This window comes from Salmonella sp. SJTUF15570, assembly GCF_043357055.1.
Lineage (GTDB): Bacteria > Pseudomonadota > Gammaproteobacteria > Enterobacterales > Enterobacteriaceae > Salmonella > Salmonella enterica.
Genome location: NZ_JBEUKJ010000003.1, coordinates 282,024 through 298,549 on the forward strand (window position 1 = coordinate 282,024; position 16,526 = coordinate 298,549).

The 16,526-nt window shown below is 52.7% G+C and carries 23 protein-coding genes; 5 read left to right on the plus strand and 18 right to left on the minus strand.

Annotated features, from left to right (window positions below):
• Positions 1-9: 9 nt before the first annotated feature.
• The 6 genes from ABVN44_RS07645 to ABVN44_RS07670 all read right to left on the minus strand — a co-directional run bounded on the left by ABVN44_RS07645 (position 10) and on the right by ABVN44_RS07670 (position 2,800).
• Complete coding sequence (locus tag ABVN44_RS07645) at positions 10-936, minus strand: DMT family transporter (RefSeq protein ID WP_023232266.1); 927 nt, start codon at positions 934-936, stop codon at positions 10-12.
• Between the two features lie 147 nt (positions 937-1,083).
• Complete coding sequence (rplI, locus tag ABVN44_RS07650) at positions 1,084-1,533, minus strand: 50S ribosomal protein L9 (protein WP_001196065.1); 450 nt, start codon at positions 1,531-1,533, stop codon at positions 1,084-1,086.
• Between the two features lie 41 nt (positions 1,534-1,574).
• Complete coding sequence (gene rpsR, locus ABVN44_RS07655) at positions 1,575-1,802, minus strand: 30S ribosomal protein S18 (protein WP_000135199.1); 228 nt, start codon at positions 1,800-1,802, stop codon at positions 1,575-1,577.
• Positions 1,803-1,806: 4 nt separating this feature from the next.
• Positions 1,807-2,121 carry a primosomal replication protein N gene (gene priB / locus ABVN44_RS07660; protein WP_001519453.1) on the minus strand — a complete coding sequence of 105 codons (315 nt, stop codon included), beginning with the start codon at positions 2,119-2,121 and terminating at the stop codon, positions 1,807-1,809.
• Positions 2,122-2,127: 6 nt separating this feature from the next.
• Positions 2,128-2,523 (minus strand): 30S ribosomal protein S6, encoded by a 396-nt coding sequence (gene rpsF, locus ABVN44_RS07665; RefSeq protein ID WP_001216673.1) that lies wholly within the window; start codon positions 2,521-2,523, stop codon positions 2,128-2,130.
• A 70-nt stretch (positions 2,524-2,593) separates the two neighbouring features.
• Positions 2,594-2,800 (minus strand): hypothetical protein, encoded by a 207-nt coding sequence (locus ABVN44_RS07670; protein ID WP_001661855.1) that lies wholly within the window; start codon positions 2,798-2,800, stop codon positions 2,594-2,596.
• Positions 2,801-2,993: 193 nt separating this feature from the next.
• Between ABVN44_RS07670 and yjfY the strand changes: the two genes are divergently transcribed.
• Positions 2,994-3,269, plus strand: a complete 276-nt coding sequence (gene yjfY, locus ABVN44_RS07675) for a DUF1471 family protein YjfY (protein ID WP_001529484.1) — start codon at positions 2,994-2,996, stop codon at positions 3,267-3,269.
• Positions 3,270-3,397: 128 nt separating this feature from the next.
• Here yjfY and ABVN44_RS07680 read toward each other — a convergent pair whose 3' ends face one another.
• From ABVN44_RS07680 to ulaA, 6 genes are read right to left on the minus strand one after another with little or no spacing between them, the layout of a single operon-like run.
• Complete coding sequence (locus tag ABVN44_RS07680) at positions 3,398-4,084, minus strand: L-ribulose-5-phosphate 4-epimerase (protein ID WP_001170771.1); 687 nt, start codon at positions 4,082-4,084, stop codon at positions 3,398-3,400.
• Positions 4,084-4,938 carry an L-ribulose-5-phosphate 3-epimerase UlaE gene (gene ulaE / locus ABVN44_RS07685; RefSeq protein ID WP_000949530.1) on the minus strand — a complete coding sequence of 285 codons (855 nt, stop codon included), beginning with the start codon at positions 4,936-4,938 and terminating at the stop codon, positions 4,084-4,086. The genes ABVN44_RS07680 and ulaE overlap by 1 nt, the downstream gene beginning before the upstream one ends.
• Positions 4,939-4,947: 9 nt before the next feature.
• Positions 4,948-5,598, minus strand: a complete 651-nt coding sequence (gene ulaD, locus ABVN44_RS07690; protein WP_000056761.1) for a 3-keto-L-gulonate-6-phosphate decarboxylase UlaD — start codon at positions 5,596-5,598, stop codon at positions 4,948-4,950.
• 13 nt (positions 5,599-5,611) lie between these two features.
• A complete protein-coding gene (gene ulaC, locus ABVN44_RS07695; RefSeq protein ID WP_000776531.1) occupies positions 5,612-6,076 on the minus strand; it encodes a PTS ascorbate transporter subunit IIA in 465 nt (154 codons plus the stop codon).
• Positions 6,077-6,085: 9 nt separating this feature from the next.
• Complete coding sequence (gene ulaB, locus ABVN44_RS07700) at positions 6,086-6,391, minus strand: PTS ascorbate transporter subunit IIB (protein ID WP_000218362.1); 306 nt, start codon at positions 6,389-6,391, stop codon at positions 6,086-6,088.
• Between the two features lie 15 nt (positions 6,392-6,406).
• The gene (gene ulaA, locus ABVN44_RS07705) at positions 6,407-7,804 is read right to left on the minus strand and encodes a PTS ascorbate transporter subunit IIC (protein WP_023232267.1); all 1,398 of its coding nucleotides are present in this window, start codon (positions 7,802-7,804) and stop codon (positions 6,407-6,409) included.
• A gap of 362 nt (positions 7,805-8,166) precedes the next feature.
• Between ulaA and ulaG the strand changes: the two genes are divergently transcribed.
• Positions 8,167-9,231, plus strand: a complete 1,065-nt coding sequence (gene ulaG, locus ABVN44_RS07710; RefSeq protein ID WP_000049161.1) for an L-ascorbate 6-phosphate lactonase — start codon at positions 8,167-8,169, stop codon at positions 9,229-9,231.
• Positions 9,232-9,335: 104 nt separating this feature from the next.
• Positions 9,336-10,091, plus strand: a complete 756-nt coding sequence (ulaR, locus tag ABVN44_RS07715) for an HTH-type transcriptional regulator UlaR (RefSeq protein ID WP_000133618.1) — start codon at positions 9,336-9,338, stop codon at positions 10,089-10,091.
• Here the strand turns inward: ulaR and yjfP are convergent.
• Positions 10,088-10,837 (minus strand): esterase, encoded by a 750-nt coding sequence (gene yjfP, locus ABVN44_RS07720; RefSeq protein WP_000560304.1) that lies wholly within the window; start codon positions 10,835-10,837, stop codon positions 10,088-10,090. The two genes, ulaR and yjfP, sit on opposite strands and share 4 nt — an antisense overlap.
• A 183-nt stretch (positions 10,838-11,020) precedes the next feature.
• Between yjfP and bsmA the strand changes: the two genes are divergently transcribed.
• A complete protein-coding gene (bsmA, locus tag ABVN44_RS07725; RefSeq protein WP_000586836.1) occupies positions 11,021-11,350 on the plus strand; it encodes a biofilm peroxide resistance protein BsmA in 330 nt (109 codons plus the stop codon).
• Positions 11,351-11,480: 130 nt separating this feature from the next.
• Positions 11,481-11,756, plus strand: a complete 276-nt coding sequence (gene yjfN, locus ABVN44_RS07730) for a DUF1471 family protease activator YjfN (RefSeq protein ID WP_001518964.1) — start codon at positions 11,481-11,483, stop codon at positions 11,754-11,756.
• Positions 11,757-11,800: 44 nt separating this feature from the next.
• Here the strand turns inward: yjfN and ABVN44_RS07735 are convergent, their stop codons facing one another.
• The 5 genes from ABVN44_RS07735 to ABVN44_RS07755 all read right to left on the minus strand — a co-directional run bounded on the left by ABVN44_RS07735 (position 11,801) and on the right by ABVN44_RS07755 (position 16,421).
• Entirely contained in the window at positions 11,801-13,423 is a 1,623-nt protein-coding gene (locus tag ABVN44_RS07735; protein ID WP_000118964.1) for an isovaleryl-CoA dehydrogenase, read from the minus strand.
• Between the two features lie 84 nt (positions 13,424-13,507).
• Positions 13,508-14,671 carry a glutathionylspermidine synthase family protein gene (locus ABVN44_RS07740; RefSeq protein WP_000943948.1) on the minus strand — a complete coding sequence of 388 codons (1,164 nt, stop codon included), beginning with the start codon at positions 14,669-14,671 and terminating at the stop codon, positions 13,508-13,510.
• Between the two features lie 2 nt (positions 14,672-14,673).
• Positions 14,674-15,312: a DUF1190 domain-containing protein gene (locus ABVN44_RS07745; protein WP_001085591.1), complete on the minus strand. Its 639-nt coding sequence runs from the start codon at positions 15,310-15,312 to the stop codon at positions 14,674-14,676.
• Between the two features lie 9 nt (positions 15,313-15,321).
• Positions 15,322-15,720, minus strand: coding sequence for a DUF350 domain-containing protein (locus ABVN44_RS07750; protein WP_000547737.1), 399 nt, complete (start codon positions 15,718-15,720; stop codon positions 15,322-15,324).
• 17 nt (positions 15,721-15,737) lie between these two features.
• Positions 15,738-16,421 (minus strand): YjfK family protein, encoded by a 684-nt coding sequence (locus ABVN44_RS07755; RefSeq protein WP_072103668.1) that lies wholly within the window; start codon positions 16,419-16,421, stop codon positions 15,738-15,740.
• Positions 16,422-16,526: the final 105 nt, after the last annotated feature.

Here is a 16,526-nt window from a genome sequence, read left to right on the forward strand (position 1 = left end):
GGTGAAGCATTACCGCTTCACCTTATTCACCCACCAAATCCCCGAACATACCAGCACCAGCGCAATCATGTATTTCCACTCCAATATATTCTCGCCGAGAAAAATAGCCGAAAGAGCCGCGCCGGAAACCGGGATCAGAAAGTTAAACGGCGCAATCATCCCCACGCGGTTATATTTGAGTAAAATGCTCCATAGCGCAAAAGCGACCGACGAGAGTAACGTCAGGTAGACTAAAATCGCCGCCGACGAGAAGCCATGTATCGTCAGCGTACCGCCAAAAACGTAACCGCCAATGACCAGTACCAGACCGCCAATCCCCAATTGATAGCCAGTCATGACCATCGGATCGACCGTCTGCGAGAGACGTTTGCCATACAACGTGGCCGCAGAAAGAATAAACGCCGCCAGCACCACGGAGCCTTCCCCCGGCAGATTAAAGCTGAAATCCAGGCCATTGCTGACGTTCACCACCATGACGCCCGCAAAGCCCAGAATACAGCCGAGCGTTTTGTTGTAGCTCAATCGGTCGTTCTGATAAATAAAGTGCGCCAGCAATACGCTGAAGAATGTGCCTGTCGCGTTCATGATTGAGCCTTTCACGCCGGAGGTGAACGCAAGGCCGATATAGAAAAAGAGATATTGCAGCGACGTCTGGGTCAGACCCAGTAACGTTAACTGAGCAAACTGGCGCGGACGAAACCGACCAATCGGTTTACGCTGAAGCAGCGCGAACAGTAGTAGCAACCCACCCGCAAACAAAAAACGATAACCAGCAAAAACAATTTTAGAAGGGATATCGTCGGTGGCTATCTGAAAGAGGTCATAACCGCTTTTGATGGCTGGATAAGCGCTGCCCCATAGCAGGCAACAAAATGCGGCACACACATAAACGACGTTTTTGCGGGCAAACGGGGAGGCCTGGCGTTGGGTATCCATTCTTTCACCAAGAAATTAAAATAATGTTTTATTTTTGATTATCGCGAAAAGAGGGGGAGATAGCCAGTCGAAAAGCGATGGGGTTAAAAAAGCAAAACGTCGGCGCTGGGCCGACGTTTCGTTGCTAGCAAAAACGAGAATGACTGATTACTCAGCAACCACGTTGATGATAACTTTTGCGAATACTTCGCTGTGAACCTGGAAGTTCACTTCGTGTTCGCCAGTGGTACGCAGAACGCCGTTCGGCAGACGAACTTCGCTCTTAGCCACGTCAACGCCAGCTGCAGTCACAGCGTCAGCGATGTCGCGAGTACCGATGGAACCGAACAGTTTACCTTCGTCGCCTGCTTTAGACGCGATAGTAACGGTTTCCAGGGCGTTGATTTTCTCTGCGCGTGCATTTGCAGCAGCCAGAACGTCAGCCAGTTTAGCTTCCAGTTCAGCGCGACGTGCTTCGAAGTATTCAACGTTTTTCTTGGTAGCCGGAACAGCTTTACCCTGTGGTACCAGGAAGTTACGAGCATAGCCCGCTTTAACGTTAACCTGATCACCCAGGCTACCCAGGTTTGCTACTTTATCAAGCAGAATAACTTGCATTACCTTATCCTCTCAAAGTCGTATTAATGGACCGTGACCGATTACTGATGGCGATCAGTGTACGGCAGCAGAGACAGGTAGCGAGCGCGTTTGATAGCGCGAGCCAGCTGACGCTGGTATTTTGCACGGGTACCGGTGATACGGCTTGGGACAATCTTACCGCTTTCGGTGATGTAGTTTTTCAGCGTAGCGATATCTTTATAGTCGATCTCTTGAACGCCTTCCGCGGTGAAACGGCAGAACTTGCGACGACGGAAATAACGTGCCATATGGCTAGTCTCCAGAATCTATCAATTCAATCTGCTCGGCATGCAGAACCATTTTGCTCAGACCGTTCTTTGCCTTGTGGCAAGAAATAAACCCCTGAACGGTTATGCGGCTGCCGACCGTTATACTGTGAGTAATGGCCTGGTTTTCGTGTCCGCTAACAATAACGGGCATTTGGCACCACGCCTGCCGGTGAAAGCCGGCTTCCTCTTGCACAGAACGATGCTCAAGCACGAACTGGCAATGCGGAATTCCTGATGGACTGACCTTTCGAAGGGGGGCCCTGCACACGGTGCCGGACAACGCCAGACGGTTGGTCATCAGAAATTACTCTTCAGAATCCCCAGCTTCAGCATCATCTGCGGTTTCGTTAGCGAAATCATCGCGACGCTCACGGCGCTCGTCTTTCGCTTTAACCATCGGAGAGGCTTCGGTAACAGCGTGCTTAGTACGCATAACCATGCTGCGGATAACGGCATCGTTGAAGCGGAAGGTAGTTTCCAGCTCATCGATCACTTCCTGCGGCGCTTCAACGTTCATCAGAACGTAGTGCGCTTTGTGCAGTTTGTTGATCGGGTAAGCCAGCTGACGGCGGCCCCAGTCTTCCAGACGGTGGATCTTGCCTTCTGCGCCAGTGATGGCAGCAGAGTAACGCTCGATCATGCCCGGAACCTGTTCGCTCTGGTCAGGATGGACCATAAAAACGATTTCGTAATGACGCATCGAATTGCTCCTTACGGATTATTCAGCCTCCTGTCTGGGTCAGCCGCGGCCCATGGAGGCAAGGAACGTGTTAAAGGTCGGCTGAAAAATGACGCGTTATAATACTGGCGCCTGCGGGCAAACTCAAGGTGATTGTACAATTATTTATCGTGCCGAACGTAACGCCTGTCCCGTCGCATTTTGCTGCTGAGATATTAACGTTATATCGCGCGCCACTATAAACGGCCTGTTCCGGCAGAGAAATTGACACTGTGGTCAGCGCGCTTTTTTGCCACACAGGGTTTCTTAAACATAGCGGCATACATCAACGGGTTGTTAATCAGGTAAAAAACGACAATGCGATAATTTTTTGAACAACAGCATCAGAAAAGGTCGCCATCTCTGCGGCGGGTTATGGTTAAAATTAAACCAGAAGCGATTCACTAAAGGGGGATATCGCCAACCAGACCGCGCTGCTGAGGAGGTACTCTATGCGAGCCCGGATAATGTTATTTCTGGCTGCGCTTTTGCCTGGCATAACGGCAACGGCAGCCATCGAGTTAAATAATCATCAGGCCAGAAATATGGATGATGTGCGCAGCTTAGGCGTGATCTACATCAACCACAACTTCGCCACGGAAAGTGAAGCCAATCTGGCGCTGAATGAAGAGGCCGACGTGCGAAACGCAATGTATTATCACGTCATACTTATCCGGGAACCGGGTAGCAATGGCAATATACACGCCAGCGCGAATATTTATCGCTAGCATCAGGAAAACCAACGAAAAAGCCATAGTTGATTTGCCCCCTGAACAGGGGGCTTTTTTCGCGGAAAGATGGCTCCGGAATTAGACCTGTGACATCCCAATAATATTCACATTCCGGAGCTCATACTTCACTTCTGCCCGTAATACGCATTCGGGCCATGCTTACGCATGAAGTGTTTATTCATCAGATAATCGTCGATGGGATTCAGCGCCGGGTTAATACCGCGCGCAATCCACGCCATTCGCGCCACTTCCTCCATGACGACCGCGTTATGTACCGCATCGTGCGCATCTTTCCCCCAGGCGAACGGCCCGTGTTGATACACCACAATGCCTGGCGTATGCAGCGGTTCCACCTCGCCCAGCGTTTCGATGATCACCTTACCGGTGTTCAGCTCGTACTCGCCCTGCACTTCTTCTTCGCTTAACGCTCTGGTACAAGGAATATCGCCAAAGAAATAGTCCGCGTGCGTGGTACCGAGCGCCGGAATAGCCATCCCCGCTTGCGCCCATGCCGTGGCGTGGGTGGAGTGGGTATGAACGACGCCGCCAAGCGACGGATAGCGTTGATACAGCGCCAGATGGGTAGCGGTATCGGAAGAAGGACGATAACGTCCCTCCACCACTTTGCCATCCATATCCACCACCACCATGTCATCTACCTTCATGGTTTCATAGGCGACACCGCTTGGCTTAATCACCACCAATCCGCGTTCGCGATCGATAGCGCTGACGTTGCCCCAGGTAAACGTCACCAGTCCATAACGGGGCAAATCCATGTTAGCGTCAAATACCTGCTGCTTGAGCTTTTGCATTAGGCTGCCTCCACCAGACCGGCGCTGGCCATGCGCGCTTTCACCCAGTCACGCGCTTTCGCTACCTCTGCCGCCGGGTTCTCTGCTGTTTCACTCCACATCTCAATCAGGTACGGCCCGCAATAGCCACTCTGTTTGAGCGTTTCGAAGCAGCGTTCGAAATCGACAACGCCTTCGCCAAACGGCACATTTTTGAACACGCCGGGTTTAGTATCTTTGACGTGTACCGCGACGATATGCCCGATTCCCGCCTGTAGCTCCATCTGTACGTCGTTATCCCAGGCAGACAGATTGCCGATATCCGGATAGAGCTGGAACCACGGGTTATTGAGGTAGTGAGCATAGCCCAGCGCTTTACTGATGGAGTTCATCAGCGGGTAGTCCATGATCTCCATCGCCAGCGTCACCTGGGCGCGGCTGGCCATATCAACGCTCTCTTTTAACCCATCGCGGAAGCGGCAACGCGTTTCGTCGTTGGCCTGCTGATAGTAAACGTCGTACCCCGCCAGTTGAATGACGCGAATCCCGACGTCTTGCGCAAACTGAATCGCTTTACGCATAATCTCCAGCCCCTGCGCCCGTACCGCGTCATCTTCGCTACCGAGCGGAAAACGACGATGCGCGCTCAGACACATGGACGGCACGCGCACGCCGGTTTCAGCAACCGCGCTCACCAGCGCCAGGCGCTGCTCGCGACTCCAGTCAAGCCGCGCCAGTCGGGCGTCGGTCTCGTCCACCGACATTTCAACAAAGTCAAAACCCAGCGTTTTCGCCAGCCGCAGGCGCTCCAGCCAGCACTCCCCGGCAGGGAGCGCTTTTTCATAGATGCCGAGCGGAATTTGTTTCGACAGCATAGCCGCTCCTTAGCCCCACAGTTGGGCAATGGAGCGTTTGAACTGCCGTGCGGCTTCTACCGGCGATTCGGCATCGCGAATGCTACGCCCCGCGATAAAGACATGGATCGGAATGCCTTTGAACAGCGGCAGGTCTTCCAGCGCCAGTCCGCCGGTCACGGTCACTTTAAAGCCCATATCGGAGAGTCGCTTAATCGCGGTAATATCCGCCTCGCCCCACGCCACGCCTGCCGCCTGCGCATCGCGGCTGCGGTGATAAACCACTTGCTGAATGCCCGCATCGCGCCACTGCTGCGCCTGTTCCCAGGTCCAGTAACCGGTCAGTTCGATCTGCACGTCGCCGTTGAACTCTTTCGCCACATCCAGCGCGCCTTTTGCGGTGTTGATATCCGCACAGCAAATCACGGTCACCCAGTCCGCGTTAGCTTCGAAACACATACGGGAGAGGATTTTACCGGCATCGGCAATTTTGGCGTCCGCCAGCACGATTTTGTGCGGGTAAAGCGCTTTCAGATCGCGAACGGCACGCACGCCTTCGCCCACGCACAGAATGGTGCCCACTTCGATAATGTCGACTTCTTCGGCAATCAGGCGAGTGGTTTCATAGGCGCTATCCATAGTCTGGTTGTCCAGCGCGACCTGCAACATTGGTAATGACATTTTCAATTCCTTCTTAAGCTGCCGCGTTGGTGCGGTCAATGAGATCCAGGACTTCCTGCGCGGTGCGGCAGGCGCGTAAACGGTCAAAATTAGCTTCGTCTTCAAACAGGTTGACGATCTGCATGATGCCCACTTCCTGGTGAGTGTTGGCATCAACCGCCGCCATGGTGATCAGAATATCGACCGGGTCGTTATCTTCGTGGTTGAACTCCAGCGGCTTTTTCAGGGTCACCAGCGAAAAACCGGTTTTCTTCACCCCTTCTTCCGGGCGGCCATGCGGCATCGCCAGGCCGGGGGCAATCACAAAATAGGGGCCAAACTGCTCAACGCCATCGAGAATGGCCTGGTAATAGCGCGGCTCCACCACGTCGGCAGCCACCAGTAAATCGACGCCGATCTTGACGGCTTCCTGCCAGGTATTCGCTTCAGCCTGCAGGCGGATAGAATTATTCTCCGCCAGTGAATCACGTAATTTCATGTTGCATCCTTACTTCACGTCTTGCGGGAAATGTTCTTTGATCACTTCCAGCAGTTTCGGGCCGAAGTCAGCAGGAGAGAGCATGTTACGCACGCCAACCACATATTTGTTGCCGGTCACGGTGATTTCGCCCGCAATATGGGTAGAAGCGATGATGATATCCGCGCCGCTCAACTCGCTTTTGTACTCGCCAACCGCGCAGCTGTTTACCGTGTGGTCAATGTTTGATTGGGTTAAAAACTGGTCCACTTTCATTTTCATGATCATGGAACTGCCCTGTCCGTTGCCACACACAGCCAGAATACGTACGGTCATAATCAAAACTCCTTATTAAGCAGACTGTTCTGCCAGTTGTTTTTCTGCATCTTCTTCTGCGCGCAGTGCGCGGCCAGCGAAGAACATATAAGCCAGTGCAATTACAATGATGACGGCCATAAAGGCGATACCGAGGGAGAAGAAGCCCTGCATCATCGGCGGTGCCAGAATCGACCAGTCCGCCATACCCATCCAGGCGCTCATCCCCGTGAGTTTCACCGCCCAGACGCAACCAAAGATTTCGATCATCCCCATCACCAGACAAATCTTCAGCGCCGCACGCCAGCCGCCGAAGTGGTTAGCGAACACGCCGATAGTGGCGTTAGAGAAGAACATCGGGATAAAGCCAGGAATAATCAGGATCGAGGAACCGCAGGCAACCAGGATGCCAACCGCAATCAGCTGACCGATGGTGCCCCACATAAAGCCCCAGACCACCGCGTTCGGCGCGAAGCTATAAATAGCGGCGCAGTCAATCGCCAGTACTGCGCCCGGAATCAGACGCTGGGAGATACCGTTAAAGGCCTCAGAGAGCTCGGCGACAAACATACGCACGCCCTGGGTGATGATGAAGATCGCCACCGCAAAGGAGAAACCGGTTTGCAGGATATAGATTGTCCAGTGGGTTTTACCCGCCATCGCCTGTACGGTATTGATACCAAAGGAGAGCAGAATGGCACCAAAGAAGATGGTCATTACAATCGCCGTGGAGACGATGTTGTCATGGAAAATGTTCAGCCAGCCCGGCAGTTTGAGGTCTTCAACGCTTTCCTCTTTTTTGCCCAGGAACGGCGCGACTTTATAGGCAATCCAGGAAGCAAACTGCTGCTGGTGACCGATGGAGAAACCACAGCCATCGGTCACTTCCTGAGTCGGCTTGTACATCATGTTGGAGGTAATACCCCAGTACAGGGAAACCAGTATCGCCGTGCAGATAATGGTGGTCCACATGGAATAGCCGAAGATATAGAAAGAGACCGCAATCAGCCCCGCCTGCTGGAACATGATGTGCCCGGTCAACATGATGGTGCGAATACCGGTAATGCGTCGCAACAAGACGTAACAAATATTCAGCGCCAGCGCGAGCAACACCGCGTAGCCTACCCAACTATACGCATCACCCATCCGTTCGATCGTTGCCATCATCGAAGCATAGGTATCGGAAATCGCGCCGTTGATGCCGTAGACCTCAGACATTTTCGCCACCACCGGTTTAAAGGTGCTGGTCAGAATGCCGGACCCGGCCTGTAGCAGCATGAAGCCAATGATGGTTTTGATCGTCCCTTTGATGATCACGCTGACGCTTTTACGCAGCAGGATATAGCCCAGGCAGGTCACAATACCCAGTAATAGCGGGGCATTGGTCATTACCTGATTAAAAAAAATGGTAAAGATGTTGTAGAGGATCTCCATAACGATCTCCGGTAGACAAGGTTGCTGAGTCAAAGGCGCTCAGAATAATGTCCCTCCACTGTAATTTTCAAAAGTAATCACAACAAGATTGAATTTGATTAAATGTGACGTAGCGCGCAAATAATTAGCACACTTAATACATGGTTTACTTATAAATAACTCATTTCTTCATTAAAATAAGTAAAATCATAAAGATGAATACATCCCCATGACGCCAGAAAAGATTAAATTTTCTTCTGGCTGCGTTCTCCTCTACCCAAAAGTCAAAAAATAGCCCATTGCCTTCTTGAGAAAATAGTGTCAGGATTAATCAAAACAAATCACATTTTGAACTATTTTGAACAAACATGAAGGTAAATGCGATGAGTAAAGTACAAAGCATCACGCGTGAATCATGGATTCTGAGCACGTTTCCGGAGTGGGGAAGCTGGCTGAACGAAGAGATTGAGCAAGAGCAGGTCGCGCCGGGTACGTTCGCTATGTGGTGGCTGGGCTGTACCGGTATCTGGCTAAAATCTGAAGGCGGCACTAACGTATGCGTCGATTTCTGGTGCGGTACCGGTAAACAGAGCCACGGTAATCCGTTGATGAAAACCGGCCATCAGATGCAGCGTATGGCTGGCGTCAAAAAATTACAGCCTAACCTGCGCACCACGCCGTTTGTTCTCGATCCTTTCGCTATCCGTCAGATTGACGCCGTACTGGCGACCCACGACCATAACGATCACATTGACGTCAATGTCGCGGCTGCCGTAATGCAGAATTGCGCCGATGATGTTCCGTTTATCGGCCCGCAGACCTGCGTGGATTTGTGGGTTGGCTGGGGCGTGCCGAAAGAACGCTGCATCGTGGTAAAACCGGGCGATGTCGTGAAAGTGAAAGATATTGAAATTCATGCGCTTGATGCCTTTGACCGCACTGCATTAATCACCCTGCCCGCCGATCAGAAAGCTGCTGGCGTACTGCCGGACGGCATGGATGTACGCGCGGTTAACTATCTGTTTAAAACGCCGGGCGGCAATCTCTATCACAGCGGCGATTCTCACTATTCCAACTACTACGCGAAACACGGCAACGAACATCAAATTGATGTCGCGCTCGGTTCTTACGGTGAAAACCCGCGCGGTATTACGGACAAAATGACCAGCGCGGATATTTTACGCATGGCGGAATCGCTGAATACCAAAGTGGTGATCCCGTTCCATCACGATATCTGGTCGAACTTCCAGGCCGATCCGCAAGAGATCCGCGTGCTATGGGAAATGAAGAAAGATCGCCTGAAGTATGGTTTTAAACCGTTTATCTGGCAGGTTGGCGGCAAGTTTACCTGGCCGCTGGATAAAGACAATTTCGAATACCACTATCCGCGTGGGTTTGACGATTGCTTTACCATTGAACCCGATCTACCGTTCAAATCCTTCCTGTGAGTCGATATCATGCCGGGATTACCCGGCATTTTTTCCATTTACTTTAGTATTTCCAGGCTATTTCAAATATCATCTTTTCAAATCAATTTGTATCGGAATAGCTCATGACTGAAGCACAAAGACATCAAATACTGCTGGATATGCTGGCACAGTTGGGCTTTGTTACCGTCGAAAACGTGATTGAGCGTCTGGGGATCTCCCCGGCGACAGCGCGCCGCGACATCAACAAGCTCGACGAAAGCGGGAAACTTAAAAAAGTGCGCAACGGCGCAGAGGCCATTACCCAACAGCGGCCCCGCTGGACGCCGATGAATCTGCACCAGGCGCAAAACCACGATGAAAAAGTACGCATCGCGAAAGCGGCGTCGCAGCTGGTAAACCCGGGTGAAAGCGTAGTGATTAACTGCGGCTCCACCGCTTTCCTGCTGGGGCGCGAAATGTGCGGGAAGCCGGTACAAATCATTACCAACTATCTGCCGCTGGCGAATTATCTGATCGATCAAGAGCATGACAGCGTGATTATCATGGGGGGTCAGTACAACAAAAGCCAGTCGATTACCCTGAGCCCGCAGGGAAGCGAAAACAGTCTCTATGCGGGCCACTGGATGTTTACCAGCGGAAAGGGCTTAACCGCGGATGGCCTGTACAAGACCGATATGCTAACCGCCATGGCGGAACAAAAAATGCTCAGCGTCGTCGGGAAACTGGTCGCGCTGGTCGATAGCAGTAAAATTGGCGAGCGCGCGGGAATGCTGTTCAGCCGCGCCGATCAGATCGCTATGCTGATTACCGGCAAAAATGCCAATCCGCAGGTTTTGCAACAGCTTGAAGCCCAGGGTGTAAGCATACTCCGCGTTTAAAGATGCTGTCGGAAAAACGCTACCGTCGCCGACAACGCTTCTGGCGTAATGCGATGCCGCACGCCTGCGGCCCATAAACAGGTCACATGCTTATCCAGCTTCGCCCCGGCGAGTGCCTGCTGGAGCCGGAAGGTTTCGATAGCAGGCACCACGTCATCCTCCTGACCATGCCACAACAGAAGCGGCCTGTCGGCCAGTCGCTCTAACTGGTGTGTGACTTCCCATTCACGTAGCGGCGCGATGATATTGTCGAATTCCGCCTGCTGTGCCGGGTTCTGCGGGGATAACGGCGGGAAAAGCGTCCGGGCAAGCCCGGTAAAATAGCCCGACCCCATTAAACTGGCCCCGCATTTTACCTCTCGGTGACGCGTCATAATGCCCAGCGCCGTCATACCGCCCATGGATGCGCCGCCCACCGCCAACCGCCCGTCAAGTAGCCAGTTTTCCGCCTGAATCGCCGCACGTAACGTCGTAAATTCCTGCATGTTTTGGTGCAGAATCTGCCAGAATCGGTGTATTCGTCCCTGTGAGTCGCCGCCGAAGCGAGCGCCATGCTCCGGCGCATCCGGCATGACTACCCGGAATCCTGCCTGTGCCAGGGCAACGGCAAAATAACTATAAACCAGGCTGGAGGAGGTGAAGCCATGATAGAACACCACACAGGGAAGCGGCACGGCGCGTTTCCCTTCCGGGAAGGCATGTAGTACGACGCCTCCGGCTAATTGTCGTGTTTCAATCGCTATCATTATTCTCTCCTTTTTATCCGGTATGCCACGGAGAAATACTTAACGCAAGTTTATGGATAGCGCAATAATTCATAATGTTTGAGAACTGGGTTACGCTTTCGCAACGTTTTCATTCGAAAATCGCGTGACAGGTAACACTTCGGGAACATTCCCCCTAAAGGGAAATCAATAAGGCATTACACTATGATTATCAGGAAACGAGATAGAGTTATGCGTCGGTTTGCTTCATTGATAGCAGCGCTGTTATTAAGCGCGTGTAGCGTGCTGCAGGGTACGCCGCAACCTGCGCCGCCTGTCGCCGATCACCCGCAGGAAATCCGTCGCGATCAAACGCAAGGACTACAGCGGATGGGGACCGTAAGCGCGCTGGTTCGGGGCTCCCCGGATGATGCAATAGATGAAATCAGAGCGAAAGCCGTCGCTGCGAAAGCCGATTATTACGTTATCTTAATGGTTGATGAAACGGTTGTAACCGGCCAGTGGTATTCACAAGCCATTTTGTATCGTCAATAACAGTAGATTGATTTTTAGTCAGTTTTACATTGCTTTGCGTCCCTATGCGTTTACCTGTGCACAATAAACAAACAGGTTTACCGTGATGGAGCGTCCTGTTAAATGCGGGGTATGTAATAAGGAGCTGACGATGAAACAAGAACTTGCCTTATCCTCACTGCTGCTTTCTGCCGGACTGGTGAGTACGACGGCACAGTCTGCCGAATTCGCCAGTGCTGACTGCGTAACGGGTCTGAATGAAATCGGCCTGATCTCGGTCAGTAATGTTGCAGGAAACCCACAGGATGTGGAGCGGATTATCGCCCTGAAAGCCGATGAACAGGGTGCGTCCTGGTACAGAATTATTCAAATGTATGAAGAACAACAGTCGGATAACTGGCGCGTACAGGCGATACTCTATGCCTGATGCCGCGTGGCTCGCGCCGGATGGCATGTACTACAGGTCAAACGTTACCGCAGTCCCCCGGTCGCCCTTAACAGTAAATCATTTTGCACCTGGGCAGGCAGCGGCATTTCGCCGCGTGTATCCAGCATCATCTGACACCACGCTTGCGCCAGCGGCGGCGAGGCATGACGCAGCATTTCCGCTCCGCACCCCAGCAGGAAAAGCTGCTGCGTAATCTCTCTGCCCATTGCTTCGTCCGGTTTGCGTAAACGTTGCTGTAGCTGGCGTACCGCGCGGTCGTAATGGCGATCCTGACCTTTGACTTCCGCAAAAGCTTCACTCAATACGTCATAGACGCCGTGTTGTTTTGTCAGCACCCGAAGTACATCCAGACACATGATATTGCCGGAACCTTCCCAGATACTGTTCACCGGCATTTCACGGTACAGGCGCGGGAGTTCGCTCTCTTCGCAATACCCCATCCCGCCGAGAACCTCCATCGCCTCAGCCACAAAAGGGATTCCCTGCTTACAGATGGCGAATTTCGCCGCTGGCGTGAATAATCGCGCCCATAATGCCTCTTTCGCCTCGCGACGTTGCTCCCAGGCGCGCGCCAGCCGAAACAAAAGCGCCGTCTGCCCCTCCAGGCATAGCGCCATACGACTTAAGGTTTGTCGCATCAACGGTTGTTCGATCAGCGGCTTACCAAAAGCCTGACGCTGATGAGCATGGTAAATGGCGACTGAAAATGCGCGCCGCATTAAGCCATGACTCCCGAGCGCGCAATCAAGACGCGTCATACCGCCCATCTTTAAGATATGCCGAATCCCTTCGCCCTCTTCTCCCAGCCGCCAGCCGACGGCATCCTGAAACTCGACTTCGGCGCTGGCATTAGATCGATTACCGAGTTTATCTTTCAGGCGCTCAAGACGAACAGAGTTCCGTTGCCCGTCTGGCAGGAAACGCGGCACAAAGAAACAGGATAGTCCTCCTTTTGCCTGCGCCAGCACGAGGTGCGCATCACTTTGCGGCACAGAGAAAAACCATTTATGTCCCACCAGCCGATATGAATCATCCGCCAGCCGCTCCGCGTGGGTCGTATTACTGAGTACGTCAGATCCGCCCTGCTTTTCCGTCATTCCCATGCCGATAAGCAGGCCCCGTTTTTGCCCGCCCGGCAGCAAATGCGAATCGTAGCGATCGCTGCGCAGCGGCGCCAGCCAGTCATGGAAAGTGGCGGGAAGCATCTGCAATAGCAACGGTGTCGCGGCAAAGGTCATCGTGACAGGACAGAGTGTTCCCGCTTCTACCTGAGCATGTAATACAAAACGCGCCGCCCGGGCGACAAAACTTCCCGCCCTTGCCTCTTCCTCCCAGGCCAGGTTATGTACCCGATTAGCGCAAAGCCCCTGCATCAACAGGTGCCAGGCTGGATGAAAGCGAACGTCATCCAGACGCTGTCCCTGGGGATCGTAACGTAGCAACTCAGGAGGATGCGCGTTCGCCAGACGCCCCAGTTCCAGTGATTCTGCCGTTCCCAGTTGTTGGCCAATGCTGGCGAGAAGATCGCTATCCCATCCCGCGCCTTCCCGGGAAACCGCTTCACACAGCGCGCCATCAGACAGGAATAAGTTACTGTTATTGAGCGGAGCTGGTTGATTAAAAACGGTATGTGTTTGCCAGGACATGGTGTCTCCCTCCTTCAATGGCGCTGAAGTCAAGTATGGTCATGACTGCGCCATTGACGCCGGAGCAAGATCACAAAAGTATGATTAACCGGCAATATAATGTGGGACGAAACGGGAAGTGTCTTTGGTAATTAGCGTATTGTCCTCGCGAATCCCCATCCCGGAGGCTTCATCGTCAATGATCCAACTGCCAATCAGCGTATAGCTATCGCCAAAGCGCGGCAAAGGCTGAAACGCCTGGTAAATCATCGGCTCGTCAGCGTAGTCGCCGTCGGCATGATCGATAACATTTTGCCGCTCGTCAAAAATCGTGACGTTGCCGCCTTCACGTGAATAAATCGGCTTCCGCACGCTGCTTTCACCTGGCGCTGCGAGCGATTTTTCGCCCTCAAACCAGGCCGGCAGCAGATTCGGATGGCCAGGGAAAAAGCGCCACAATAACGGCAACAGCCCTTTGTTACTCAGAATACTTTTCCACAATGGCTCAATCCATTGCTCACGACGTTTTCGCAACAGCGGGCCGTTGTCGTCGCGCATCATCCACTCCAGCGGGTAGAGCTTAAAGGCGCGGCGAATCACGTTATCGTCCAGATCGGTCAGCACGCCGCCTACGCCAAGCCCCAGTTCTTCAATATAGATAAATCGCGTTTCCTGGCCCGCCTGCTGCGCGCAATCCTGAAGGTACAGCACCGTCGTGCGATCTTCGTCGGTATCTTCACAACAGCAAAAGTAGAGCGGTTCCCGACTGTACAGCTCGCTGAAGCGGGCGATCAGCCGCTCCTGTATCGCGTTGTATTGATCGGCATCACGCGGGATGGCGCCGCTACGACGAGCATCCTCCAGCCATAGCCATTGAAAGTAGGAGGACTCATAGAGCGACGTCGGCGTATCCGCGTTGTATTCCAGCAATTTAACCGGATCTTTGCCGCACCAGACGAAATCCATCCGCCCGTAAAGCGAAGGATCGCGACTGCGCCAACTTTCGGCGATGACATCCCAGTACAATGGCGGGATCGCCAGCTGCTGCATGATCTGCTCATCCCGGACGGCCCGCTCGACAACCTCCAGACACATCTGATGAAGCTCTGCGGTCGGTTTTTCGATCTGTTCTTCAATTTGCCGTAATGTAAAACGGTAGGCCCGGCTTTCATCCCAGTAAATTTCGTTATCGATAACATGAAAGTCAAAACCGTGATCGCAGGCGATCTTATCCAGATCCCGGCGTACCGGTACGTTATGTCGTAGCATGGTTAGCCTCCCCAGTGCCCGCGGGCGCTGGAAGAACGGCCATAGCCGCCGCGGGAGACGGTGGACGCTTTCCGTGTGATATAACCAGGGCTGGTCACGGTATCGCTTTTCCCTGTGCCGCTGCGCCACGCATAATCGCCGGATGTGGTGCGCCAGACGGGACGGGAGACATAAGATGAACCGCCGCTGCTATAGATGTATTGTTCATCACGGTTCTGACGAATCGCGCGGCTGAGTAAAAAGCCGCTTAATACCGGAACCCAGCTCCGCTCGGTGATATCAAAGTAGCAATCGCCAAACTGCGACTGACAGCGCTCCTGCGTCAATTGCTTAGGCACATTAGCGTAAAATTCTGTTTTCGCATTATTCCAGCCGTCAGCGCAAACGCTGGCGCTATTGCCATCGTCAATACAGTCGTTCACCGTGGCGTAAAACGTCCCATCGCCGTCGTTGTCACTATTGCCGCCATCACCGCACCCTTTCAGGAGAAAAAAGGCCGCTCCACCCATAATCGCCAGCGTCAGGCATTTTGGCGTGTAGCGATTTCGTTGCCGCTCAAAGGGATTGACCGGTTCGGCTATTCGTCTTATTGCCGAATGGCCTACGCCGGATGTGCTTCTGGATTTTCGTTTTTTTGCCATGATCTTCCGTTACCATGTCATACAGGCAGCGTTAAAAATACCGCCAGCCAGCGCTGCGGTTCCCATAAATAGCCCCGCCGCCACGTTGTGATGAATAATTTTTTCGCTCAGCGTAGGCATGTATAACCTTACGCAACCATAAATCAGCAGTTGAATCACCAGCGCAATGCCGCCCCAGGCAAAATAGTCCGGGATACTGACCGAGTTTATCGCCGCGCTGGATAAGGGGATGACATAGCCCAGCAACGTACCGCTAAAGGCCAGCGATGCCGCAGTATTGTTATTTTTTATCAGCTGCCATTCATTATGCGGCGTTATCTTTGAGTAAATAAAAAGAAATACAATGACCATTGCCGCGCCAATAAAAAAATAGGCGCAGAAAGCCAGTAATGCGTCCAGTATATGCATAATTTCCCTGTATGTGCTTAACCAATAACCGTCAGTGAAGTGAGCGGGATATCCACGCCGAGGGCGCGTGAAAACACCCATTCAGGCTCACCGCGCTCGTTAAATGATTCTTCCCCGTTCAATAGAAGATACTCCCAGGCGTCATCCGTCACCTGGCGCTGGAAGCCCATCGTAAAATTGTGAACGTCCCATTTCTCTGCCTGCTGATTTTCAACCTTTTCCAGCATGTAGACAGGTTCAATATTGCCCGGCTCTTCATGGTTAAAAAAACGCTGCCAGCGCCGTTCTTGCCAGTTGAGCGTCATCGGCCCTATTGCCGCTGGCGCAATGGCTGAACGCCAGTGACGTTCCTCGCTAATACCGAAACTTTCCTCATATACAAAAAGTTTGATGTCATCAATGTCGTCAACATCCGTGCCGCCAGTGGTGTTAATTTGTAGAAACTCATCGCCAGAGGTGTAGTAGCGAAAAATCTGACTGCCGCCGCCTAAATCTATGCGACTCGCTGCCGCGACAGTGTATTTTTCACCCGGTAGCTCCACCAGCAACGACGACTCCAGTAGCCGGAATGCCAGCGTATCCAGCGTGAAACCGGCGTTAAGATGTAATCCTAATGGTCCGCGAATCGGCGCTGGCGCGCTTGTTTTACCGAGCAAACGCTGAAAAAATTGCATCATAGGGGAACCTCTATCTCTTGCCATGCGACCTCTTCAGCCAGAATGCGATTGTCGTTGGGCATAATGCCATTTGAGATCGCGCATTCATGTGCCGTCTCGTATGAAAGCGACGAAGCTCAGCACGGTAGC

Coding starts and splice junctions, on each gene's coding strand:
- priB (WP_001519453.1), bottom strand. CDS start 2,121: ATGACCAACCGTCTGGCGTTGTCCGGCACCGTGTGCAGGGCCCCCCTT.
- ulaC (WP_000776531.1), bottom strand. CDS start 6,076: ATGAAATTACGTGATTCACTGGCGGAGAATAATTCTATCCGCCTGCAG.
- bsmA (WP_000586836.1), top strand. CDS start 11,021: ATGATTATCAGGAAACGAGATAGAGTTATGCGTCGGTTTGCTTCATTG.
- ulaG (WP_000049161.1), top strand. CDS start 8,167: ATGAGTAAAGTACAAAGCATCACGCGTGAATCATGGATTCTGAGCACG.
- ABVN44_RS07680 (WP_001170771.1), bottom strand. CDS start 4,084: ATGCAAAAGCTCAAGCAGCAGGTATTTGACGCTAACATGGATTTGCCC.
- yjfY (WP_001529484.1), top strand. CDS start 2,994: ATGCGAGCCCGGATAATGTTATTTCTGGCTGCGCTTTTGCCTGGCATA.
- ulaA (WP_023232267.1), bottom strand. CDS start 7,804: ATGGAGATCCTCTACAACATCTTTACCATTTTTTTTAATCAGGTAATG.
- rpsF (WP_001216673.1), bottom strand. CDS start 2,523: ATGCGTCATTACGAAATCGTTTTTATGGTCCATCCTGACCAGAGCGAA.
- ABVN44_RS07740 (WP_000943948.1), bottom strand. CDS start 14,671: ATGCTACGACATAACGTACCGGTACGCCGGGATCTGGATAAGATCGCC.
- ABVN44_RS07645 (WP_023232266.1), bottom strand. CDS start 936: ATGGATACCCAACGCCAGGCCTCCCCGTTTGCCCGCAAAAACGTCGTT.
- rplI (WP_001196065.1), bottom strand. CDS start 1,533: ATGCAAGTTATTCTGCTTGATAAAGTAGCAAACCTGGGTAGCCTGGGT.
- yjfP (WP_000560304.1), bottom strand. CDS start 10,837: ATGATAGCGATTGAAACACGACAATTAGCCGGAGGCGTCGTACTACAT.
- ulaR (WP_000133618.1), top strand. CDS start 9,336: ATGACTGAAGCACAAAGACATCAAATACTGCTGGATATGCTGGCACAG.
- ulaB (WP_000218362.1), bottom strand. CDS start 6,391: ATGACCGTACGTATTCTGGCTGTGTGTGGCAACGGACAGGGCAGTTCC.
- ulaD (WP_000056761.1), bottom strand. CDS start 5,598: ATGTCATTACCAATGTTGCAGGTCGCGCTGGACAACCAGACTATGGAT.
- ABVN44_RS07750 (WP_000547737.1), bottom strand. CDS start 15,720: ATGCATATACTGGACGCATTACTGGCTTTCTGCGCCTATTTTTTTATT.
- ABVN44_RS07745 (WP_001085591.1), bottom strand. CDS start 15,312: ATGGCAAAAAAACGAAAATCCAGAAGCACATCCGGCGTAGGCCATTCG.
- ABVN44_RS07735 (WP_000118964.1), bottom strand. CDS start 13,423: ATGTCCTGGCAAACACATACCGTTTTTAATCAACCAGCTCCGCTCAAT.
- ABVN44_RS07755 (WP_072103668.1), bottom strand. CDS start 16,421: ATGGCAAGAGATAGAGGTTCCCCTATGATGCAATTTTTTCAGCGTTTG.
- yjfN (WP_001518964.1), top strand. CDS start 11,481: ATGAAACAAGAACTTGCCTTATCCTCACTGCTGCTTTCTGCCGGACTG.
- ulaE (WP_000949530.1), bottom strand. CDS start 4,938: ATGCTGTCGAAACAAATTCCGCTCGGCATCTATGAAAAAGCGCTCCCT.
- rpsR (WP_000135199.1), bottom strand. CDS start 1,802: ATGGCACGTTATTTCCGTCGTCGCAAGTTCTGCCGTTTCACCGCGGAA.